The following is a 21,895-nucleotide window of genomic DNA, read 5'->3' as shown; positions in this document are numbered from 1 at the left end:
TCCTGTTGTCTAAAACGTCTTTCCGTGGCCGAAAGCTCCCTGCACCATACAGGTCTTCGACGAAAACTCGGCGCCGCTTGCAAGCGCCTTCCTAAGCTCTGCCTGGTAAAACTCCCGGTCTGTCTTCATACGCTCCGGCTCCCGCTCCCGGCTTTCCGTAAAGGAAACGAGGAACGCCGTGGCAAAGGAATCGCCTGCGCCCAAGGTGTCGATGGCCTCCACAAGCTTCGGCGGCTGCTCATAAAACGCCTCGCCGTCATAGAACACGGCGCCGTAGCTTCCGCGCGTCGCAATGATGTTCCGGCATCCGGCCTCTTTCATGGAGCGGCAGATCTCCCGCACCTCGTCTTCGGACACGGAGCCGCAGGAAAGGAACACGTACTCCGCATAGGGAGCCACCTTTGCCACCCGCTCCGGCTCGTTCCATCGCCCGGAAAAGTCATAGGAAACCGGGACGCCTGTCCCGTAAAGCTTCGAAAGCTCGTCCTCAATATAGCTGTTGTTGCTGGTGTGAATCAGCGAAAACCCTTTTATGTACTCCAGATCGTCTGCCGTCAAATCCAGCGGATGTTCCTTTAAAACACCGCCGCGGTTGCTCCCGAGAAATACCCGGTCGCCGTCCACAAGCGTCACGCGGGCGCAGCCGTTTTCGCCCTCATACTGGCGGCAATGGCCATGCTCGACGCCCATCTCATCCAGCGTCCTGATCACATGCTCCGCCACCTCGTCGGTTCCAAACACACCCATATAGGAAGATTCTGCCCCGAGCATCTTTGCATAGACCGTAAAATTAAGCGCCTGTCCGCCCGGAAACATCGTCTTTAAGTGCTCATACTTGTCGCATACATTATCCCCAATACCGATTACCTTCACTGCCCCATCTCCTTGCAAATGATTATATATCATTATATACTGTTATGCTTTCATCTTACTTCATACGGCCCCGCCTGTCAATAGGAAGTTTGCTTTTCGACAAAAAAGGAAGGGGCGCACACATTCATGCGCGCCCCCTGCTGTCTTACATGTCTGTATCGAGATCCATACAGGTGAATTCCGAATCCATGTGGTGAGCCATCGTGCGGATTTTTAAGTTTCTTCTGCGGCAGAAGCCTGTGTTCTGATTCTGGTTCAGCTCCACGAAATCGGGATCAACCGGAAGGACGAACTTGATGCCCTTTACCTGGACGTCGCGGCAGGTCACATGATGATGGGCCGGGATGGTGATGGCCTTTAAACCGCGGGGATACTCGTTCCCCATGCAGTCTAACTCTGTGAGCACCATGCCGAGCGCCACCCGTTTGTTAGGGCAGACGTTCTTTAAAGTCAGGTTCATCTGTACGATGCTGCCCTGGGATTCCAGGTACTGATCGCCAAGCTCCACAACCATGGAATCCTGGCAGCCGTCAAGGGTAAATTCCACCGGTTCCGGACATGGCTCCGGGTGCACCACAACGCTGCATTCCACATCGACAGTGGGCGACGGGAAGTGTACCACATTCCCTTCCGTATCCGAGTAAGTGATGGACTGGTTGACAGCCTTTGCGCCGCCGCTCTGGCCAACGTGCCTGATGAAAAATTCCAGCACAGCGCCTTCACTGCCGGAAACGCCGAGGGCTGCAATTTTCCACTGGAGCGTCTGGGAATTCAGGGTCATGGCAGAGCCCTTGTTGGGCGGGTTCACGCTGACAATCTGGAAGTCCGGCATGACCTTCTCGTTAATCACGATGTTGGTCGCGCCTGTCTTGGAGATGTTGGCTGCCAGGTTCGCAAACAGGGTTTCCAGATCCTGTGCATCCGGCGTTACCGCCACATGGGTGGAATCCGGGTCGGTCGCCCAGTTGTCGAGGACGCTCACATCAATCCCGTCGGAGCCGATAAGGCCGATGCAGTAGATTACGATTCCGGCTGCTCTGGCTGCTGCCGCAATCGGGGCCGGGTCAGCGCCCACGGTGGTTTTTCCGTCCGTAAACATGACGATAACCTTGGCGTTTGTAGACGCCGGGTTGAAGAGCTGAACCGCCTTCGTGAACGCATCCGCGTGGTTCGTAGAACCGCCGGCCGTCAGGCCGTCGACGGCTGCCTTGAGGACTGCCGTGGATGTGATGAGCTGCGTGTCGGCCACGGCCGTGTCAGCAAAGCTCACGATTCCAATATGGCTTCCGGAGCCGATGTTTCCATCCTCCGAACCGTCCGTGGACTTGTCAATGATGTCAATGAATGTCCGTGCGCCGGCCTTCATGCTGGCAAGCGGTACTCCCGACATGCTGCCGGAGCGATCCAGCACCAGGACGATGTCCGTCGGGTTGCTGGTGATGTCAGGTGCCGCCGTGAGGGACAGCGTAACCTTTAACGTACCGTCGCAGTCGATCCTTGACATATTGATCTGTTTATTTGAACTTGTGATTCCCATAAATACTACCTCCGATTTTGAATTTCGGGAATTTCCATTCCCTTCTGTATCATATGCCGGAGGTTCCAAAAGTGGTACTTGCCTGACAAGGCCGCGGCATGGGGGCGGCTGGCGCGAAAGGCAGCTTGCAATCGAAATCTGCATATGTTATGATGCCGGTAGGCAAAAGTACCAGTATTGGGAACAAGTGAAATCCCCAGAGCTTGCGAGGTTCCGGAAAGTTCTATCATTGCCGGATGCAGAATCCGGTTCCTGCCAGGCCGGGGGCTCTACCTTGACAAGATAATATGCTTACCCGGGAGCCGGTAGGGCGTTCATACCATCAATTTCCGACCTTGCGGAAGGAGGTGGTTCTATGAGTACATATGAGGAATTGCAGTTAATTATCTCCGTGGCTTTGCTAATCATTGCAATACTGAATTTTACACATAGAAAATAGCGCCCCCGCTCTGACAAAGTAAGGCGCTATTTCTTAGTCCTTTATTGCGTCGGAAACGGATAGGTGTGTGCTATCGTACCGACTCCTTGTTAAGCATATTATATGGCAAATCGAATTATTTGTCAAATTGGATTTCGACGCCTAAAATCGTGCTGCATCCATGCTGCATTGCACTCTAAAAATAACCTGCAAATCTGTCTGTACGCCGTATCATCAGTCGTCCTGAAAAAGCAAACGCCCCTGAAACTGCCGGATTTTCCAGTGATTTCAAGGGAAATAAAAAGGCCGCGCAACAGGACCCGACCCATACCGCTATACGTTCAGTCAGCGGATATCATGTCCGTCTACAACTGTCTACAAATTCTCAGCAAAGCAAAAGGCTGGAACCCCTGGTAAATTCAAGGAATTTCAGCCAATAAAAAAAGCACGAGACGGGATTCGAACCCGCGACCCTCGCCTTGGCAAGGCGATACTCCACCACTGAGCCACTCGTGCATGTTTCATATTCTGTTCTCTCGCGTCAACAATGGTATTATATCTCAAAGTCCCCATTCTGTCAACACTATTTTTCAAAGAATCTTCCGGCTTTTTCCGCGCCCGGAAATCCGGGCGCAGCCGCTTCTCATTCTAACCGATTCCGTTGCTCTCATACACATAAAGCGTAAACCGGTCGCCGTTGATGATCTGGACACCGGCATACATCGGCTCTCCTTCGTCATCATAAGCCGTACTCCGCACAAACAAAAGGTAATCGCCCTTCTTCACATCCAGAAGAGCCGCCTCCTCGGCCGTGGCACGGCAGAGCTCAATCATCTTCTCCGAGCTTGCCACACGGGCGCCGGCTTCCGCATTCAGATAGTCAAACAGCGAATTGTCATCGAACTTCCCGTCCAACAGGAAGGCGTATTTAAGCGGGAAATAATTCTTCTCAATCTGAACCGGCTCCTGATCCGCAAGCCGGAGCCTGGAAATATAGACCACATTGCTGCCCGGCTCAATCCCAAGCCTGGACGCCGTTTTCTCGTCCGCCTGCACAAGCCGGTTCTCTAACATCCGTCCGCCCGGGCGGACACCCATCTGCCTGCACATTTCCGTGAAGCTCTGGAGCTTTTTCATATTCCGCGAAATTTTCGGTTTCGTGACAAAGGTGCCCTTTCCCTGCTTCCGAACCACAAGCCCGCGCTCCATGAGGGAACCGACGGCCTTGCGTACCGTAATCAGGCTGACTCCATATGTCTTCGACAACTCCGCTTCGGTCATAATTTTGTCACCCGGCTTATACACACCGCTTTGGATATCCTTTTCAATCAACTCCATAAGCTGAATGTATAATGGCGTCATCGAATCCTGATTTAACATAGCTTGTCCCCCTGCCCAGACTGCATTCTCTGTTGTCGTTTCTCGTCGTATTTTCCATTCTAATATGAAAAGAGCCAAATAGCAAGCAAAACCGCCGTTTTCCGCCTTTTTGGGCATATTTTCCATGAATTTTATTCCGCACCGCGGAAAAATCCGGCTGCCTTCCGTACCATTTCCCAAATACAAGGCGCGGCCGGGAAAAGCCTGTGCCCGCATCCTTTTTCAGGATACGTCCGTCTCCTTCCCGGCCGCGCCGCGCACTCCGTGTCTATCGGATTAGTATTCCACTTTCCACATATATCTTCTGTGATCCATTGAATGCCCTCTCACCTCGGCCATCTGCGATACATAGTAACGCTCTATCGGGATCAGCACCACCGGGTTAAAGAACTCCGCTACCTCTGCGTCGATCCGTCCCTTATTAAGCTCCTTAAAGTCGATTACGATGTAATTCTCCGCATACGTCTTTAAGAACTTTAAGCATCTCTCATCCAGTGCCCTCGTCCGGCCTTCGCTCATGATGAGCACCATCGGCAGCGCCTTGTCCGTCGTCTCAAACGGCCCATGGAAATACTCGCCTGTGTGCAGGCATACCGCGTGCTTCCACTGCATCTCCATGAAGTGACAGCAGCACATGGAATACGCCACGCCGTAGTTGGGGCCAGATGCCAGCACGTAGAAAATCGGCTCGTCCTTTTCCTTCTCGGCCCATGCCTTCGCCTCAGCCAGGCAGTTCTCCTTGCCCTCGGCGATGATGGCGTCGATGTGGCTGTATGCCTCCATGGCCTTGTCGTACTTCTCCCAGCCCTCGATCTGGTGAAGGAGCTCGAAGCCGATCCGCAGGGAATTGGCCTGGTTGGAATCGCTGTACACCTGGTCGTCTCCGTTGGAGTAGGTCACAACATACTGGCCCACCTTTGCCATCCCCGTTTCCATGGAACCGGTCATGGCGATGGTAATGGCGCCGGACTCATTTGCCACCTCGACGGCCCTTACGGTCTCCGGAGTCGCCTTTAAGGAGCAGATTACTGCTATGCATCTCTCGTCCAGTTCCTTCGGGGTCGCATGGACAAACTCGTTGCTCGTATAAGTGGTGGCACCGAAGGTCTTCGCCTCGCTCTGCAAGAGGTAAAGCCCCGGGAAGATGGCTGCCTTGGAGCCGCCGCATGCCACGAAGTACACATGCTTTAAGCCGTCCTTTTTATCAAGCTTTTCTTTGATCTCAGAAATAATGTTTTTAACTTCCATGATGTTCTCCTTTTCTTTTAGACCTCTGCCTTTTTCCTGGAAAACAGGTAGAAGGACGGGTCGCGGTTTTCACAGTCTTTTCTCAGGACTTCCAGAGAACAATACACGAACGGCTCGGCCACAGCAGCCTTGCCCTGTCTGCCCTCTTCTTCATATTTTCCGGGCTTGTAGGACGGATCCAGCACGCATGCCGTATCGCCGTCCACAGAAATCACAGCGATGTAATGGCCGCCGTGGCTGAACACGGCATTGTAGCCCTCACGGTCGCCGCCGGCGTTGGCAACGGCCATGCCGCCGCGTCTCAAATGATCTGCCAGAACCTCAATGTCGCTTGTTGTGGAATATCCCAGGCCGAACTTCTCTGCTACGGCCTTTCCAAGGATCTTTAAATCGGTTCCGCGCTCCATGTTGGCTTTCAGGTCTGCCGACATTTTCAGGCAGTCCATGAGATCCAGGTGCTCTGTCGTCAGGTTCTCCACCATCATGCAGAGACAGCACGGGCCGCAGCCTGCCGCCGCCACATTTCCCTTTCCTTCCGGCGGGCCGCCGGCTGCCACGTTGTGTTCGTAGGGAATGTCAGGATAATTAAGCTGATTCAGATAAAGCATTTTACCTACCTCCTTTAATGATGCAGAAAACATGCCACCTGGCGCTTCGTGCCGTCGGGATCGGTGATCTCCGTGAGAGCCGGCGCCTCCTTATGGCATTTCTCCGTCGCATGGGGGCATCTCGTACTGAAAAGACAGCCCTTCGGCGGATTTAATGGACTGGGAACCTCCCCCTGAAGAATAATCTCATCTTTCTTTGCATGGATATCGGGAACCGGGATGGCCGAAAGCAGCGCTTTCGTGTACGGGTGGAGCGGGTTGCCATAGAGATGCTTTTTATCGGCATACTCCATGATCCTGCCCAGGTACATGACGGCCACCTTGTCGCAAAGATATTCAACGACACTCAGGTCATGGGAGATAAAAATGTAAGTCAGGTTTCTGTCCTTCTGGAGGTCTTTCAAAAGATTTAAGACCTGGGAGCGGACGGAAACATCGAGAGCCGATACGGGCTCATCACAGATCACCAGCTCCGGATTGTTAATCAGGGCTCTGGCGATTACCACCCTCTGCCGCTGCCCGCCGGACATCTCGTGAGGGTATTTCTCCAGGAATTTCTCGCTTAAGCCGACTTCCTTCATGATTTCGACGACTTTTTTCTGCTTTTCTTCCTTGGAATACTTTTTCGTCACGTTGAGAGGGGCCATGATGGACTGGCTGATCTTCTTTTTCGGGTTCAGGGAAGCGTAGGGATCCTGGAAAATGATCTGGATTTTCTCCCGAAGCGGCCTCATCTGATTTTCATTATAACACGTAATGTCCTCGCCGTGAAATAAAATTTGGCCGTCGGTGATGCTGTGGAGCTTTAAAACCGTCTTTCCGAGGGTGGACTTCCCGCAGCCGGACTCGCCTACCAGGCCCACGATCTCGCCCTGGTTGATGGTCAGATTGATCTGATCCACGGCTTTTACCACGATGTCCTCCCCGTTCCTCACCTTTTTAACGGGATAGTATTTCTTTACGTTCCGGATTTCCAATAAGGGAGCTGCCATCATCTTCCACCTTCCTTCCCTGTATCCTTGCTGCCGCCGTTCTCATAGAGAAGGCAGCGAACCTTGTGACCGTCCTCTAAAACCCTCATGCCGGGATCCTGCTGCCTGCACGTTTCCGTCGCATGCGGACATCGCGTGCAGAACCGGCAGCCCACCGGCATCTCATCCAGCCCGGGAACCGTGCCTTCGATGGTATGAAGGTGCTCCTCCTGGCCGCTTCCAAGCTTCGGGATTGAATCCAGAAGCCCGATGGTGTAGGGATGGAGCGGATGGTCAAAAATCTGCTCTGCCGTGCCGTACTCCACGGATTTTCCTGCATACATGACAAGCACATGATCTGCCATCTCCGCCACAACGCCCATGTCATGAGTAATCAGGATCACGGAAGTGTCGGATTCTTTGGCTAACTTCTTTAAAATCCTTAAGATCTGTGCCTGGATCGTCACGTCCAGGGCCGTCGTCGGCTCATCGGCGATCAGAAGCTTCGGGTGGCACAGCAGAGCCATGGCAATCATGACTCGCTGGCGCATACCTCCCGAAAGCTGGTGTGGGAACTCCTTCACCCGCTGTTCCGGGGAAGGAATACCCACGCGCTTCAACATTTCCACGCACTGATCCAGCGCGTCTTTTTTGGAAACGTCTTTGTGGTGAGTGCGGATCATCTCGATCATCTGATCCCCGATCCGGTAGACCGGGTTTAACGACGACATGGGCTCCTGGAAGATCATGGAAATCTCATTTCCGCGTACCTCCCGCATCCTGGCCTCCGACACTTTTGTCAGATCCTCGCCTTCAAATAGGATCTCGCTCTCACCGTCGATCTCACTTACAGCAGGGGATACCAATCTCAGAATCGAAGTGGCCGTAACGCTTTTGCCGCAGCCTGATTCTCCCACGATCCCAATGACTTTTCCCTTGTCCAGGGAGAATTCCACATTTTCCACCGCTGTCAGCTTCTTTTTTCCAACCTTAAAAGAAACCTTCAGGTTCTTTACTTCCAGCAAACGATTCTCCATCAGTACCCCTCCTGATATACTCACATAAAATTTGACATTACTGTTTCCGAATTATTCCGTTACGGACCATCTCCAAACAGCCTGGTTGTTCATGGAACCTTCGAAGCCGTTGTAGCCCTGGAAGCGGTCAGATTTTACGCTGAAGCCGTAGCCGTGATAGATCATGACAAGCGGCATCTCGTCGTAAAGCAGCTCCTGGTACTCGTTTACAAGCTCTTTTCTCTTCGTCTCGTCCAGCTCGGCTGCGATGGCATCCTGGATCTCTGCGTAGGACGTATCCGTAATCTGGCAGTATGTAGCGTTCTGGTAATCATAGTATCCGGACATCCAAAGCGGGTAATCCATCGCGGTGGAACCGCAGATACCAAGGTCATAAGTACCGTCCTGAAGGCCGGAGAACATAGTTGCAAGCTCGACAGTCTGAACCTCGATGTTGATGCCTGCCTCTGCCAGGTTCTGCTGGATTACGGCTGCCATGCTTTCACGGGAAGAAACAACTGCCATGGAAAGTACGGTGTTGGAATCCCATCCTGCCTCAGCAAGAAGTTCTTTGGATTTCTCTACGTCTCTCTCCCAGGTAATTCCAGAATCCCACTGGGAGCCGGGGATGATGCAGGTGGAGGACACAACGCCCTGTCCCTGTAACTGCTGGTCGATTAAGAGCTCCTTGTCGATAGCAAAGCTCATGGCCTGGCGGACTCTCTTATCCGGTACGTTCTGGTTGTTGATAAGGAAAGCAACAATACTGGTCGGGGACGCAGACTGTTCGACGTTAAGTCCCATATCCTTTGCTGCAAGGGCATCATCCGTAGACGGGCCCTGGAAGAAGCCGTCCATCTCGCCTGCTGCGATGGAAGTAATCGTATTGGTGGAAGCGATTACTTTCATAACTAGCTTTCCGAACTTCGGAGCGCCAAGCTGGTAGTCAGCAAAGCTTCCGAACTGGATTTCACTTCCGGAAATCTCAGAGATGAAGGTACACGGGCCGGAACCAATCGGTGCGCTCCAGAAATCGTCGCTCATTAAGTCAGCCGGAGCGATGTCAGCAAGCAGGTGCTCCGGAAGCACATAGTAAAATTTGTTGTGAAGAAGCAGCCAGTCTTCCACCGGCGTTACGCTCTTGAAGGTCATTTTCAGGGTGTAGTCGTCAACAGCCTCAACCTTTACGGAGTTCTCGCTCTCCTCAACGCCCAGCTCTGTGGTGCCGGCCCAGGAGTTAAACTCACTCTTTAAGCCGTAGGGGAAATCCGGGTCTGTGATAAGCTGTGCCGTAAATACCCAGTCATTTGCCGTTACCGGCTCGCCGTCATGCCAGGTTGCATTTTCATCCAAATGGAAGATGGCGGCCATACCGTCGTCTGCGGACTCCCAGGAAGCTGCGCCTCTCGGCGTTACATCGGAGCCTGCCTCCTCAAGGAAAGCCAGACGGTCATAGATCTTGTCAGCTACAAGCTGCTGGTAAATGGATCCGGAAGAAGACCCGTAGGGGTTCACCGTATCCCAGGTGGATGTCATACCGTATGTGATGACAACATCGGAGTAATCTCCGGACGCTTCGGCTGCCGCCTCTGTCGTCTCCGTTCCTGCTGCTTCTGCCCCTCCGGAAGCTGCCGTCGTCTCAGCGGAAGCCGCTGCGGCAGTCGTTTCCTCGGCACCGCCGCCGCAGCCGGACAGAAGTCCTGCCGCCATGGCAGCCGCCATCAAGAGACTTAAGATCTGACGTTTGCTTTTTTTCATTTCTTTTTTCCTCCTTATTTCGTTTTCGGATCCAGCGCATCTCTGACGCCTTCACCGATAAAATTGAAACCGACAACTACAAGGATGATACAGAGTCCCGGCGGGATCCAGACCCAGGGACGGGCCGTCAGTACCATCAGGTTCTGTGCTGCGTAGATGATGTTGCCCCAGGAGGCCTGCGGCGTCTGAACGCCCATGCCTAAGAAGCTTAAGGACGACTCCGTAAGGATCGCGCCGGCCACACGGAAGGAGATGTTGGCCCATACCGGCGGGATCGCGTTCGGCAGCACTTCGGTAAACAGGATCGGGATGGTTTTCATGCCGACGGCTTTTGTCGCCTGGATATATTCCCGCTCCCTTATGGAAAGGACATTTCCGTAAATCAGCTTTGCAATGGCTGTCCATCCCAGGATCCCGATGACGACCGTAACCGTCAGGATCGACGGTCCGAACACGGCAACCAGCACCAGGATTAAAACCATGGACGGGAAGGACATGAAGGCATCTGCCGTTCTCATGATGATGGACTCGGCCGGGCCCCTGAAATATCCGGCGATTAAGCCGAGGGGAATCCCGATTGCCACGGAAATAATCGTGGACATAATGCCGACGAACAGGGAAATCCGTCCGCCGTAGAGAAGTCTCGCAAACAGGTCACGGCCCACATCGTCGGTGCCCAACGGGTGTGCGGCCGACGGCTTTGAGTTAAAGCCGGCCAGACGGTCTGTCGTATAGGGATCCATGTCCTTAAACAGAGGGATAAACAGAACGGCAAGCACCAGCAGGACGACGATTGCCAGGCCGAGCATGGCCTTTTTATTATGTAAGAATTTTTTCATTGCCTGGCTCTTAAAAATTTCTCTCATCTCTCCGGCACCCCCTTATTTGAATTCGATTCTCGGATCGAGAGCCGCGTAAACCAGATCCAGGATCAGGTTTGCCACTAAGACAACCACACAGATCAGGACGGCCACGCCCATGATAACCGGGTAATCGCGGCTTGTGATGGCTGTAATCATAAGGCTTCCGATTCCCGGCCATGCGAAGATCTGCTCAACCACAACGGCGCCGCCGATTAAGAACGGAATGCTTAAGCTGACCGTCGTGACAATCGGGATCAGGGCGTTGCGGAATGCATGCTTCAGAATGATGACCGTATTCGTAAGGCCTTTGGAACGCGCCGTTTTGATGTACTCTTCGTTCAACACCTCAAGGACGCTGGATTTCGTCTGCTTGATGTAGTTTCCGATGGGCTGGATCCCGCAGGCGAAGGCCGGCAGGGCCAGATGGTGCAGCATGTCCATGACATCCCCGCCGCCGGAGGAGTACATGCCGCTTGTGGGGAACCACTTCATCTTCACAGCCAGGATATAAATAAGAAGAAGGCTTAAGAAGAAGCTGGGAACCGATGCGCCGATGAAGGCCACAAACGTACTGATGTGATCCCAGATGGAGTTCGGCTTATAAGCGGAAATAATTCCCAACGGGATGCCGATGATGATGGCGCCCAGGATACCGACGCCGGTCAGCGTTAAGGACGGGATGATTCTCTGGGAAATCATCATCGCCACGTCCTGAGAAGTCCGGTAAGAGGTTCCCAGATCGCCGCGGAACAGATCCACGAGCCAGAGAAAATACCGGACAACAATGGGCTTATCGAGGCCCAAAGTGACCTTCATGGCTTCCAGATCGGCCTGGGACATCTCGCCGGACGATGCCAGGATGGCAAGAGGGCCGCCGGGCGCCAGGTTAATCAGAAGATAAATCACAAATGTGATCCCGAGGAACACGGGAATCGCATATAAAAGTCGTTTTACTACATATTTCAGCAAGTGTAACCCCTCCTCTTTCGGCTATTTCCCGTCCGCCAGATCCTCAAGGATCCGCACAAGCAGCCGGATACAAGGTTCTACCGAGCCAATATAGCCATATTCCTTCTCGCTGTGGTCATTGGCTCCGTGCGGCCCCATTCCGTCCAAAACAATGGCGTGCCCGCATCTTGAGAGATGGTTGGCATCGGAAAGGCCGCCCCGGTCTTTTTCCGCAAACGGGATTCCTAACTCGTCAGCCAGCTCCTTCATGCGCTCCACAAACCTTGCGGCTTCCTCCGTCTTCACAAACGGCATGGTCTCCCTGGACGAAACGATTTCTGTCCGGACGCCCGGGACAAACGGCTCGCCGTTTACCATAGCCTCCACAGCCTCTTTTAACCGCAGCCGCTCCGAATCCTTCTTAAACCGCATCCCCACGCTGAGCTTTGCAAAGTCTGCAACCACGTTTACGGCCGTTCCGCCCTGGGCGATGCCGACGTTGACCGTAGTGTCCTCTTCCCGGCTCGCAAGGCCCATGAGCTTTACAATGTAATTTCCCATCTCGAGAATGGCCGAAGCATTCTCCACCTCGAACATGAAGCCGGCGTGGCCCGCAATCCCATGGAACTCGATTTCATAGCCCATGGAACCCTTTCTAGCAAAGCAGTGCCTCGTGCCCTTCTGCCCTGCGGACTCCATGACAAATATGTAATCCGCCTTGCTTCCGATGGCGTCGGTGGCCTCTTTGGAATAGACGGAGCCGATCTCTTCATCAGGGTTATAAACCATGGCAATGGAGAGCCTGTCCAGAACTTCCTTCGGCAGGTTTGCCGCCACATGATACATGGCTACATCGCCGTTTTTCATATCTCCCACGCCAGGGCCGTAGTAATTCTCCCCTTCGATCCGAAACGGGCGTTGTTCGGCGGTGCCGTCCGGAAAGACCGTATCCATGTGGCCGATGAACATCACGTCGTAGCGGTCGGACGGACGGTTCGTGATGAGAAGCACCGGCCCGGTCTCCTCGCCGACGGGGATCCGCTCCACGTTCCAGCCCAATTCCTCGTACCACTCAGCCAGTTTATCCGCCACCCGGGTAATTCCAGCCGCATTTCTGGAGCCGCTGTCGATATTCACAAGCTCTTCAAGCTGCTTCAGATATAAGTCCAGGTTCATTGCCATGCCTCCTTATGATTTTTGAATTTTACACCTCTGTACATTTCGCTGATTCATATTATATTGTTATAAGTAATTATATGTCAAGATAAATATCTACAAATGACCTTTAAAACGTATTTTTCAGCAGAATAGCCAAAAATGGATTTGGGTTTTTGGTGGAGATTCAAATTGGCTCCCGTCATGTTTTCCTTTTGGACGAAAAAAAGCGCCGCCGTTTTTCCCGCGGCAGCGCGTCCTTCATTTCCCTATTCTAATTTCCGGCCAGATACGCCAGGTATGCCTTCGTCCTCTCATCCTTCGGCGCGCCGAAAAGCTCGTCCGGCGTCCCGGCTTCGATGATTTCCCCGTCTTCCATATAGATCACCGCGTCGGCGATGCGCCTGGCCTGGGCCAGGTTGTGGGTGACGATCAGGATCGTGTAGTCGGCCTTTAATTCCAGAAGAAGCTTCTCGATGTGGGCCGTATTTTTCACATCGAGAGCCGAGCACGGCTCGTCCAAAAGAAGGATCTCCGGCTCCACCGTCAGGCACCTGGCGATGGCAAGCCTCTGCTGCTGGCCGCCGGAAAGCCTTGTGGCCGGCATGCCGAGCTGATCCTTTACCTCTTCATAAAGGCCGGCCTTCTTTAAATACAAAGAAACCAGCTCGTCCGCCTGGGCCTTTGTGAAGCGTTTAAAATATTTCGGTGCATACAGCATGTTCTTATAAATCGAAAACGGGAACGTGACCGGCGTCTGGAACACCATGCCGATCCGCCGCCTTAGCGCCTCGGCCGGAAGGGAAAAGGCGTTCTCCCCGTCTAATGTCACGGTTCCCGAGACTTTTGCCCCGTACTCTTCTGCCGTCCGGTTGACGGCCTTTAAAAGCGTGGACTTCCCGCAGCCGGAGCCGCCGATGATGGCCGTAATCCTGTTTTTCGGCACAGCGAGATCCAGATTTTTCAACACCGTATTCTTCCCGTAGCTGACGGAAAGATTCCTGATATCCAAAGCTATTTTTTCCATGTCCTGTCTCCTTTAAAGGCTCCCGCAAAATGGCAGAGCAGGTTGATAATCAGAAGCAGCACGATCAGGACGAAGGCCGTGGCATAAGCCATGTCCATGGAAATTCCCGTGCTTGCCAGCGTGTAAAGGTGCATGGGCAGCGCCATGACCGGATCCATGACCGAGTCCGGCACACCGCCGGAAACCACGGCCCCCGTGTACATGATCGGGGCCGTCGCCCCCATGGCAAAGCCGATTCCAAGGCCCAGGGCCGTTAAAATCCGCCGCAGGCACACAGGGAAGACGAGACAGAGGATCGTATGGCTTTTTGGAAGCCCCAGGCTCAAAGACGTCACGAACTGCTCCTTCGACGTCTCTTCCATGGCCTTCTGGAGCCGCAGGGTGATAAACGGGATCACCATGATCGCCAGGGTCATGGACGCCGTCAGGAGACTTCTTTTCAGTCCGAATGACATGAGAAACAGGCTGTACCCGAAAAGCCCTAAAACAATGGACGGGACTCCTGCCAGACATTGAAGCGCGTCCATGATGAGCCGCTTTAACCACCGTTTTTCACAGTAAAACACCAGATACACCGATGTGCAGAGGGACAAAAAGCCGCCCATGAGGCCGGAAAGCCCGCCGAGAAGCAGAGAGCCCACAATGGCCGGGAAAACGCCGCCCTCGGTTCCAAGCGGCATCCCCTTTGGTTCCTCCAGAAAAAACTCCGGCGAAACCAGGCTGCCTCCTTTATATAGAAGAAAGAGGAACAGCCAGAAGGTAATCCCCAGGGCCAGAAGCCCGGAAACCACCACCCACACGGCAAAAATCCTATTTCGCTTCATGGCTGTTCTCCTTTCTTCCAAAGCGGATTTCGAGAATCCGCGCCGTAATCTGAATCACAAGCAGCATCCCCATCAAGACGAGGGCCGCCGAGTAAAGGGCTGCGTAATGGTCGCTTTTATAGGACGCCGTCCCCATCTCCAGAGCGATCAGGGACGGAATCGTCTCCGAGCGGCCGAGAAGTTTCGGAAAAACCGGCGAATTTCCCATCACCATCATGACTGCCATGGTCTCTCCCATGGCGCGGCCGAGAGCCAGAAGCGTGTTGACCGCGATGCTGCCCTTAGAAAACGGCAGGATCACATGGCGCATGGTGTACCAGGAGGACACGCCCAGGGAAAGGGAGGCGTTTCCGTAGAGCTCTTTCCCCTTTTCAATGGTTTCGTAGCAGCCGGTGACGAAATACGGGAGCAGCATGACGGCCAAAAGGATCCCGCCAGCCAGGACGCTCTCCCCGGTAGCCATGTCCAGGGTTTTCTCCATCCACTTCACCAGGACAGCCAGGCCGACGAAGCCGAAAATCACCGACGGCACGCCGGCCAGCATGTCGATAAACGCCAGTGCCGTCTTCGCCGGTTTCTCGCTGACGCAGAAGGACAGGAAAAACGCACAGCCGAGCCCCACCGGCAAAGCCATAACCACAGCTAAAAGGGAAACCGCCGCCGTAGCCGCAATCATAGGCACAATGGAAAACGACGGTTCCGGCGCCAGCGGGCTCCAGGACTTGCCGTCAAACAGACGGCCCGCACCGGCCGAAAGAAACGGCATGCTCTCCTTTACAATATAAAACAGTACGAACAGAACCAGCAGCGCGGAAATGGCTGCTCCCGCCGCCGCGATCCCATGAAAGACGCGGTCGCCAAATCGCTTCACGTTTTTTCTCCTTTCTTCCTTTCCATTCCGCCATCCTCCGGGTCAAAAAAACGCCGGAATACAAAGGAAGCCCATCCGCCCCGGCTGGGGACGGACAGGCAGCAAATCCTTTTTATGGGCAAATTACTCTGCGGCTGTGACGATGAAGCCAAGCTCGGTGATGATGCTGGCTCCGGTCTCGCCCTGGACATACTCCATGAATGCCTGGTTCTCAGCGGAAAGCTCACCGGACGCAATCAGGATCAGCGGACGCTGGATGATGTAGTCACCGCTGATGATGTTTTCTTCCGTAGCTTCTACGCCGTCTACCTTTAACGGAGTTACTTTGCCTTCGTTCTGATTTACAACGCCAAAGGAAGCATAACCGATGGCGTACTCGTTGTCAATGATCTTCTGTACAAGGGCACCCATGGATGCAGCCTGGATGGCCTCCGGCTTTACCTGGGCATCTCCCATGATCTTCTCCTGGAATACTTCATGAGCACCGCCGCTGATGTCGCGGGTAATGACAACGATCTCCTTTTCCGGAAGGGACGGATCCAGGTCGCTCCAGTTTGCATACTCGCCGGAGAAAATCTTGACGATCTCATCTTTTGTCAGGTTATCCTTTACTTCCGTGATCGGGTTATTGGGGTTTACGGCAAGGGTCAGAGCATCAATTCCGATCTGGAACTCCTGCATATCCGCAATCTGCTCCTTCTCCTCGTCCTTTACGCCGCGGGCCAGCATACCAAACTCGCTCGTCTTATCAAGAACGGCTTTTACACCCTGTCCGGAACCGCCGGAAACCACGTTGATCTTAATCTCATCGGCCGGGAAGGAAGCGTCTACCTTGTCCCATGTGCCGAACTCAGCGATGAAGGACTCGCCGATCTGGGAAACAACCGGAGCCAGCGTGGAAGAGCCTGCGAAGTCAAGCTGTCCGTCGAAAGCGCCTGCTTCTGCGGCCGCCGCCTCAGTCTCCTCTGCGGATTCCTCCGCCGTTGTCTCGGCTTCTGTTTCTGTCTCAGCCTCTGTGGACTCTGCCGTCGTCTCGCTTACGGTTGTCTCAGCAGCCGTTGTCTCTTCTGCGGCGTTCTGGCAGCCTGCAAATGTCAGGGATGCAGCCAGTAGCGTGCAGGACAGCGCCATAACGCGTGCTAATTTCTTGAAATGCATAATAAGTACCTCTCTTTTTCATAGTCATTTTTGGCCTTTCGGCTTTGTTTAGTATAGCGCGAAGGGCTTCGGAAGTTAAATAGAAAATATCTATATTGAAATATTTATTCATCGGTTTTTTCTATAATTTGAGTGAGAGGACTCCGCTTCAGGGCACAAAAAATCCCCCGAACACGGTCGGGGGAACAAGGCAGGTGATGAAAGCGGCTTTTGTCTCCCGCCTTGCCATCCGCTAACCATCCCTAGTCCAGGTACTGATTTAACTCGTCCTCCGTCAGGTCATAATTCTCCTGCACCGTTTTTATAATTTCCTCCCTTGGAACGCCGTACTTTTTCAGAGCGGCAATCATTCGCTCTAGTCCTTCTGCCAGTCCCTCCGCACGGCCTTTCTCCAAATTTTCCTGATCCCGCAGATACAGTGTCATATACTCATGTCTCCATTCTCGATTTTTCCGGGCTTCCGCCACCGCCTCATCCAGTTCCTGCACGAATGGATCTTCCGTCAGAATCCCGGCCACATAGTCCAAAAATGCTTTCAAGCTGCTGCTGACATCATCCATTGTCCCCCTGGCATTTAGAAATATCCGCACCGCACCGTCTGAAATCATCACCTTAGGGTCTTCCTGGCAGGCTCCTGCGAATGTGTAGCGATGCCGCCCGGTTCCGTACAGATCAAAGGGACAGATAAAAATGATATAAGTGTCATTTAACGACCGGTACAATTCTCCCCGTTCCAACAGCTGAAGATCAATCATCCCCTGATAGTACCGGCTGCGCCGGGGAAGTTCTTTTGTGTCTGCCATCTGCATCTCGATGCTGTACACTCGTTCCGCCTCATCCCGCACGTACACATCCAACCGCACTCCACGGGCATCCTGATCCTCCCGGATCGTCTTTTGTGTCTCAACTAACTCGATGCGGGCAATGTCTAACTCCGGCAGAATCCGCCGCAGCAGTTTCCTGCACAATCCCGGTCGGCTTCGCATCAGCTTTCCAAACAGAAAGTCATTGGATATTCCTATGTGTTCCCAAATCTCTTGCGCCTCCGCCTGCACCGTTCGTGTCTTTTCCACAATCTCGTTTGATTCGTTCCTCATAAACCTTTCCTCCATTCTTTTTTCGTATCTTCATCAGAATGGTATCTTAGCCAAGTCTCTGACTTTCTCTTTAGCAGATTGTGGAGTTGTGGTATCATTTTAGCACATGGAGTCAGACAGGGGCAAGAGGTACCGGGATTTTTCTCTTACTCTACCCCACTCTACCCACGCAGCAGCCTTTTCAGAGCATGGGAAAAGCGCCGGAACCCCTCATAAAATAAGGCTCCGGCGCTCAAATAAAAAAAGCGGGTGATGGGAATCGAACCCAACAAAGAGCGGGAAAACAAAGAAAATCAAGGAGGTTTGAGGGCGGTTCTTTCAAGTCTACCCCTTGGTCTACCCTGCTTTAGATGAAGGAAGCCGCCGCGGACAGCGGCGGCTTTTTATGAGTTATTGACCATAAAATTCTGAATCGTCACGAAAACCGGCATAAACAAAATACGGTTCCTTATAATGGCTTCCTGCGTTTTGTTATTTCACTATTCATAACGACACCCTTTATCTTGTAATTCTAATAACTTCGCCGGTGTTAATGTCAATTTCTATTTCTACGGTGTATTGGGAGGCTCCCAAAAATTGCTTCCCCGGTACTGCAAAGACATAAGCTATCGTTTCTGTATGGTCGGTAAAACCACGGGGAAATTCTCCATAATAAACCACATCACTGTTACTGAACTCTGGGAGTGTAGCACTTAATCTTACTGTTCGAATTGTCTCATTTTTATAATTTTTTACATATAAAATCCCCTCTTTGATGTCACATAAATAATACAAATTATCATGAGGATTATAACTTCCTAGAGACTGCTTTAAAGAATTATTCATTTCTTTTGTTGTCTCTCGAACTTGATTCGTGCGTAAATCGTATTGATAATATTTACTCCCATTACCAAAGCATAATTTACCTTGTCTTGCACTTAATTCTATGCCGCTAGGCCAACCACCTAACCCCTCCACAAACGTATGAAGTACCTCTACAACACTTCCATCTTCTTTTCCGCGTGTTAAATACCAATTATATTTAAACGTTTCCGGCCCATAATCCCATCCTAAACAGTAATACCAATCCTTTATCTTTAAATATTGATTAGTACCAGGCCAGGCAATACCTAAAGACTCTATTTTTTGTTTTACAATAGCCGGCATATCATCCGGAAAATCAGAAAGTGTTAACTGTAACATTAATTCCGTATCTTCGCTTACAGATTCTTCTGCGCCTTTTGTTTGAACATGTCCATTCTCTATCCAAGCGCCATTTGTATCGACCTGATAGCCCTCGATTTGAGTATTAGACAGCAGATAACCGTCATTTCCAAAAAAGTAACACTCGAAAATACCATCGCTATTCCCATCCAACCACTGCCAGCAGTTTGTCGGAAATGTTCCATCATCATTCTGCCACCACCAACCATTGCTATCTTGTTTCCATTCACCAGCATATGCGTTGAAAGACACGCATAAACCTAAACCTAATCCAATAATAATACTTTTTCTCATTGATATCCCCCTAAATTTCTAAGGTATATTCCTCTATTTCTGTAATAAGCCCAGCTAAATCGGAAGATGTTATTTTGAATTCTTTCTCTTTTTCAATAGATGCTAATAACAACGCTAATTCGTGTATTTTTAGCTGTATAGCGCACAAAGTTTTAAAAAGTTCTCCTTTTTTGTTTGCTGTTTTCAACCCGTCTAAGCCCTCCTGCATATCTTTAATCATCTGGTCAATTACCTTTGAATCAAGCATAGATTCCTCTGTAGTCTTTTCTATATTTTGTTTAATCTGCGCAATCCAACTTTCTAGCTTACCTATCTGTTCCATATACTCTTTTTTAATACCGGGAAAATCCATGTTTTTTCCTCCTCCATAGTGTAGATTTTTTGATGATAATATAAGTTTAGCCCATTTTGTTCCAAAGGTCAATAGCCCAAATTGTTCTAACCTATAATATTTCAAAAAGGAGATTGGCCTATGAAATATGAACGCCTGCAAGACTTGAGGGAGGAGCAATTCTGGACACAAACTTATGTTGCTTATAAACTGAATATTGCTCAACGGACATATGCGCATTATGAAAATGGGACCCGTTCAATTCCGTTGGATATTCTTTGCAATCTTGCAGACTTATATCATGTCAGCACCGACTATCTTTTAAACCGGACAGACTGCCGAACCCCTTATCCTTGATTTCCCATTATCAAAATTGGTTCATTAGGTCAAAACTGAAAAAAATTTAAATTTGATTCGTTTCTACATTTTTCTTTTTGTATAATATTTCTTTTTTCCTAAAATGCTATATTTTGCGCAGAAAAATCGGAAAAAGAAGCGTTGCTCATTAGCACTTGTTTGTCAGAATCAATTTATATTCATTTTTTTAGGCTTTCCTCTTGAACCAATTTTGATTTTATTTGAATGGCAATATATTAGAAAATTTAATATATTATTTATGAATTATAATTTTCTTGCAATTTCTACATTTTATTTATCAATTTCTAATGTGAATAAAAGAGAATGATTTTCGACAACTCTGTACCTATAATTTTGGTTTCCCAATTTTTTAGAAATTCTATCTTTTATATTGCTTGATTTGTATGAACTTCTACATCTTTTTTTAAGACAGGAGCAAAAATACCGACATTTTACCTTTGTTTCTTAATTGTCTATAATATTTTTGCAAGACATATTATTATATCAAAGGCGGGATTTCTATGAAGCGACAGAAAGTTTCCCAGAATGAAATCCGCACAAGCATAGCGAATACACAGAATCTATGGACAAAGTTGCTGGAAGTTGGTATGATGGATACCATAGACGAGGAAGAACTGCTCGATTTAATAGAGATGAAAAAACAGTATAAAATAGAGCAGAAAATTCTGAAACAGCACATTGACAACTTTTATCATATCTGGAAGAATGAAAAAGGTAGATACCTTTCCTATCTTCCGGCCCCGGATAAACCAAAAGGGAGAATGCCGGTCACCGCTGTTACCCAAGAAAAACTGGAGCGAAAAATTATTGATTTTTACCAGAAACAGGAGCGACAAAAGCAACTGGAGGCCCAGCAGGAGCGTTTTTCTACCTTAAGGGCAATTTATCCCGTATGGCTGAAAGTTAAGGCGCTGGAAACGACTGCCAGCAGTTATATCCGCAGAATTGACAGCGATTGGACTGCTTATTATCTCCAAGACCCTATTATTGACTGGAAGATTCGTTCTATGACAAAAGCCGATTTAAAGGAATGGACATTGAAAAAAATACGTGACTGTAATATGACAAAAACGCAGTATTACAATATGTCTATTATTATCCGGCAAATTCTTGATTGGTGCGTTGACCATGAACTGTTAGTGACAAACCCATTTCGCCAATTCAAGATTGACAGCAAGCTGTTTGTCAAAAAGAAAAAGCCGGATGATTCCACACAGGTGTTTTTGACATGGGAACGGCCGGCGGTAGAAAAAGAGGCATGGGAGGATTTCCAGAAGAAGGGCTGTACTACGGCTCTTGCGATTCCGCTTGCCTTTCAGATTGGTGTCAGAATAGGAGAACTGGTGGCATTGAAAGAAAGCGACATTACAAGGGATGGGAAATATCTCCATATTCAGCGGATGGCTCAAAGACAAGCAAAGCAGCGTCCGGATGGTACATGGAGTTTCTCCGAGTGGAAGATTGTGGAACATTTGAAATCATCCGCTGGCGACCGCTATATCTTTCTGACAAAAGAGGCAAGGAAGATAATTCAGACGATTCTGGCACATAATCGTTCTCAAGGCTATAAGGATGAGGGCTTTCTGTTTGTCCATGGCGGAAGGCGTATCAATCCAAGGGCGGTTGACTATCGGTTAAGGAAATACTGTGACCATATTAACATTGACCCAAAGAGCGAACATAAAATACGGAAAAGTTATATTTCCTCCCTGATTGACGGAGGAATCAATATCAATGAGGTTCGCAAGCAAGCTGGACATGAGGACGAGCGCACCACCTACAAGAATTATTGCTTTAACCGAAAAACACAGGTGGAAAATGAGGAGGATATGGAAAGAGCCTTGGCGGTGTAGCAGGTCTACCCTGGTCTACCCCGAAAACCCGGATATGAAACAGTAAAAAATCAGCCGGAACCCTGATAAATCAAGGCTCCGGCT

Annotated in this window: 20 protein-coding genes and 1 tRNA gene; 2 read left to right on the top strand and 19 right to left on the bottom strand. The window is 50.7% G+C overall.

The window, feature by feature from the left end:
* Positions 1 to 9: 9 nt before the first annotated feature.
* The 19 genes from KE531_10100 to KE531_10010 form a co-directional block, all read right to left on the bottom strand.
* Positions 10 to 906, bottom strand: a complete 897-nt coding sequence (locus KE531_10100; protein ID MBR9953957.1) for a fructoselysine 6-kinase — start codon at positions 904 to 906, stop codon at positions 10 to 12.
* A gap of 112 nt (positions 907 to 1,018) precedes the next feature.
* Positions 1,019 to 2,410, bottom strand: a complete 1,392-nt coding sequence (locus tag KE531_10095; GenBank protein ID MBR9953956.1) for a VWA domain-containing protein — start codon at positions 2,408 to 2,410, stop codon at positions 1,019 to 1,021.
* Positions 2,411 to 3,272: 862 nt separating this feature from the next.
* Positions 3,273 to 3,344: transfer RNA gene (locus KE531_10090), tRNA-Gly, on the bottom strand.
* Positions 3,345 to 3,476: 132 nt separating this feature from the next.
* Entirely contained in the window at positions 3,477 to 4,208 is a 732-nt protein-coding gene (locus KE531_10085) for a GntR family transcriptional regulator (GenBank protein MBR9953955.1), read from the bottom strand.
* A gap of 276 nt (positions 4,209 to 4,484) precedes the next feature.
* Positions 4,485 to 5,456 carry an SIS domain-containing protein gene (locus KE531_10080; GenBank protein MBR9953954.1) on the bottom strand — a complete coding sequence of 324 codons (972 nt, stop codon included), beginning with the start codon at positions 5,454 to 5,456 and terminating at the stop codon, positions 4,485 to 4,487.
* Positions 5,457 to 5,473: 17 nt separating this feature from the next.
* Positions 5,474 to 6,064, bottom strand: a complete 591-nt coding sequence (locus tag KE531_10075; protein MBR9953953.1) for a hypothetical protein — start codon at positions 6,062 to 6,064, stop codon at positions 5,474 to 5,476.
* 14 nt (positions 6,065 to 6,078) lie between these two features.
* Positions 6,079 to 7,056, bottom strand: a complete 978-nt coding sequence (locus KE531_10070) for a dipeptide ABC transporter ATP-binding protein (GenBank protein MBR9953952.1) — start codon at positions 7,054 to 7,056, stop codon at positions 6,079 to 6,081.
* Positions 7,056 to 8,072, bottom strand: a complete 1,017-nt coding sequence (locus KE531_10065; GenBank protein ID MBR9953951.1) for an ABC transporter ATP-binding protein — start codon at positions 8,070 to 8,072, stop codon at positions 7,056 to 7,058. Before KE531_10065 ends, KE531_10070 begins: the two co-directional genes overlap by 1 nt.
* Positions 8,073 to 8,123: 51 nt before the next feature.
* Entirely contained in the window at positions 8,124 to 9,809 is a 1,686-nt protein-coding gene (locus tag KE531_10060) for an ABC transporter substrate-binding protein (GenBank protein ID MBR9953950.1), read from the bottom strand.
* 14 nt (positions 9,810 to 9,823) lie between these two features.
* Positions 9,824 to 10,675, bottom strand: a complete 852-nt coding sequence (locus tag KE531_10055; GenBank protein MBR9953949.1) for an ABC transporter permease — start codon at positions 10,673 to 10,675, stop codon at positions 9,824 to 9,826.
* Positions 10,676 to 10,690: 15 nt separating this feature from the next.
* Positions 10,691 to 11,641, bottom strand: coding sequence for an ABC transporter permease (locus KE531_10050; protein ID MBR9953948.1), 951 nt, complete (start codon positions 11,639 to 11,641; stop codon positions 10,691 to 10,693).
* A 21-nt stretch (positions 11,642 to 11,662) separates the two neighbouring features.
* Positions 11,663 to 12,796, bottom strand: a complete 1,134-nt coding sequence (locus tag KE531_10045; protein ID MBR9953947.1) for a M20 family metallopeptidase — start codon at positions 12,794 to 12,796, stop codon at positions 11,663 to 11,665.
* 253 nt (positions 12,797 to 13,049) lie between these two features.
* Positions 13,050 to 13,802, bottom strand: a complete 753-nt coding sequence (locus tag KE531_10040; GenBank protein ID MBR9953946.1) for a phosphate ABC transporter ATP-binding protein — start codon at positions 13,800 to 13,802, stop codon at positions 13,050 to 13,052.
* Positions 13,790 to 14,626: an ABC transporter permease subunit gene (locus KE531_10035; protein ID MBR9953945.1), complete on the bottom strand. Its 837-nt coding sequence runs from the start codon at positions 14,624 to 14,626 to the stop codon at positions 13,790 to 13,792. The genes KE531_10040 and KE531_10035 overlap by 13 nt, the downstream gene beginning before the upstream one ends.
* Positions 14,613 to 15,497 carry a phosphate ABC transporter permease subunit PstC gene (gene pstC / locus KE531_10030; GenBank protein MBR9953944.1) on the bottom strand — a complete coding sequence of 295 codons (885 nt, stop codon included), beginning with the start codon at positions 15,495 to 15,497 and terminating at the stop codon, positions 14,613 to 14,615. Before pstC ends, KE531_10035 begins: the two co-directional genes overlap by 14 nt.
* Before the next feature lie 123 nt (positions 15,498 to 15,620).
* Entirely contained in the window at positions 15,621 to 16,628 is a 1,008-nt protein-coding gene (locus KE531_10025) for a phosphate ABC transporter substrate-binding protein (protein MBR9953943.1), read from the bottom strand.
* Between the two features lie 269 nt (positions 16,629 to 16,897).
* Entirely contained in the window at positions 16,898 to 17,752 is an 855-nt protein-coding gene (locus tag KE531_10020) for an Rpn family recombination-promoting nuclease/putative transposase (protein MBR9953942.1), read from the bottom strand.
* Between the two features lie 498 nt (positions 17,753 to 18,250).
* Positions 18,251 to 19,249: a hypothetical protein gene (locus tag KE531_10015; protein ID MBR9953941.1), complete on the bottom strand. Its 999-nt coding sequence runs from the start codon at positions 19,247 to 19,249 to the stop codon at positions 18,251 to 18,253.
* 10 nt (positions 19,250 to 19,259) lie between these two features.
* Positions 19,260 to 19,601: a hypothetical protein gene (locus KE531_10010; protein ID MBR9953940.1), complete on the bottom strand. Its 342-nt coding sequence runs from the start codon at positions 19,599 to 19,601 to the stop codon at positions 19,260 to 19,262.
* 120 nt (positions 19,602 to 19,721) lie between these two features.
* On the opposite strand from KE531_10010, the gene KE531_10005 reads away from it, so the two are divergent.
* Positions 19,722 to 19,937: a helix-turn-helix transcriptional regulator gene (locus tag KE531_10005; GenBank protein MBR9953939.1), complete on the top strand. Its 216-nt coding sequence runs from the start codon at positions 19,722 to 19,724 to the stop codon at positions 19,935 to 19,937.
* Between the two features lie 521 nt (positions 19,938 to 20,458).
* Entirely contained in the window at positions 20,459 to 21,811 is a 1,353-nt protein-coding gene (locus tag KE531_10000) for a tyrosine-type recombinase/integrase (protein MBR9953938.1), read from the top strand.
* The last annotated feature ends 84 nt before the right edge of the window (positions 21,812 to 21,895 follow it).

Source organism: Eubacteriaceae bacterium Marseille-Q4139 (genome assembly GCA_018223415.1).
Taxonomy (GTDB): Bacteria; Bacillota; Clostridia; order Lachnospirales; family Lachnospiraceae; genus CABSIM01.
The sequence above is the reverse complement of the archived record's forward strand: the minus strand, read 5'-3'. Positions and strand labels throughout refer to the sequence as shown.

Coding starts and splice junctions, on each gene's coding strand:
- KE531_10100 (MBR9953957.1), bottom strand. CDS start 906: ATGATATATAATCATTTGCAAGGAGATGGGGCAGTGAAGGTAATCGGT.
- KE531_10095 (MBR9953956.1), bottom strand. CDS start 2,410: ATGGGAATCACAAGTTCAAATAAACAGATCAATATGTCAAGGATCGAC.
- KE531_10085 (MBR9953955.1), bottom strand. CDS start 4,208: ATGTTAAATCAGGATTCGATGACGCCATTATACATTCAGCTTATGGAG.
- KE531_10080 (MBR9953954.1), bottom strand. CDS start 5,456: ATGGAAGTTAAAAACATTATTTCTGAGATCAAAGAAAAGCTTGATAAA.
- KE531_10075 (MBR9953953.1), bottom strand. CDS start 6,064: ATGCTTTATCTGAATCAGCTTAATTATCCTGACATTCCCTACGAACAC.
- KE531_10070 (MBR9953952.1), bottom strand. CDS start 7,056: ATGGCAGCTCCCTTATTGGAAATCCGGAACGTAAAGAAATACTATCCC.
- KE531_10065 (MBR9953951.1), bottom strand. CDS start 8,072: ATGGAGAATCGTTTGCTGGAAGTAAAGAACCTGAAGGTTTCTTTTAAG.
- KE531_10060 (MBR9953950.1), bottom strand. CDS start 9,809: ATGAAAAAAAGCAAACGTCAGATCTTAAGTCTCTTGATGGCGGCTGCC.
- KE531_10055 (MBR9953949.1), bottom strand. CDS start 10,675: ATGAGAGAAATTTTTAAGAGCCAGGCAATGAAAAAATTCTTACATAAT.
- KE531_10045 (MBR9953947.1), bottom strand. CDS start 12,796: ATGAACCTGGACTTATATCTGAAGCAGCTTGAAGAGCTTGTGAATATC.
- KE531_10040 (MBR9953946.1), bottom strand. CDS start 13,802: ATGGAAAAAATAGCTTTGGATATCAGGAATCTTTCCGTCAGCTACGGG.
- KE531_10035 (MBR9953945.1), bottom strand. CDS start 14,626: ATGAAGCGAAATAGGATTTTTGCCGTGTGGGTGGTGGTTTCCGGGCTT.
- KE531_10025 (MBR9953943.1), bottom strand. CDS start 16,628: ATGGCGCTGTCCTGCACGCTACTGGCTGCATCCCTGACATTTGCAGGC.
- KE531_10020 (MBR9953942.1), bottom strand. CDS start 17,752: ATGAGGAACGAATCAAACGAGATTGTGGAAAAGACACGAACGGTGCAG.
- KE531_10015 (MBR9953941.1), bottom strand. CDS start 19,249: ATGAGAAAAAGTATTATTATTGGATTAGGTTTAGGTTTATGCGTGTCT.
- KE531_10010 (MBR9953940.1), bottom strand. CDS start 19,601: ATGGATTTTCCCGGTATTAAAAAAGAGTATATGGAACAGATAGGTAAG.
- KE531_10005 (MBR9953939.1), top strand. CDS start 19,722: ATGAAATATGAACGCCTGCAAGACTTGAGGGAGGAGCAATTCTGGACA.
- KE531_10000 (MBR9953938.1), top strand. CDS start 20,459: ATGAAGCGACAGAAAGTTTCCCAGAATGAAATCCGCACAAGCATAGCG.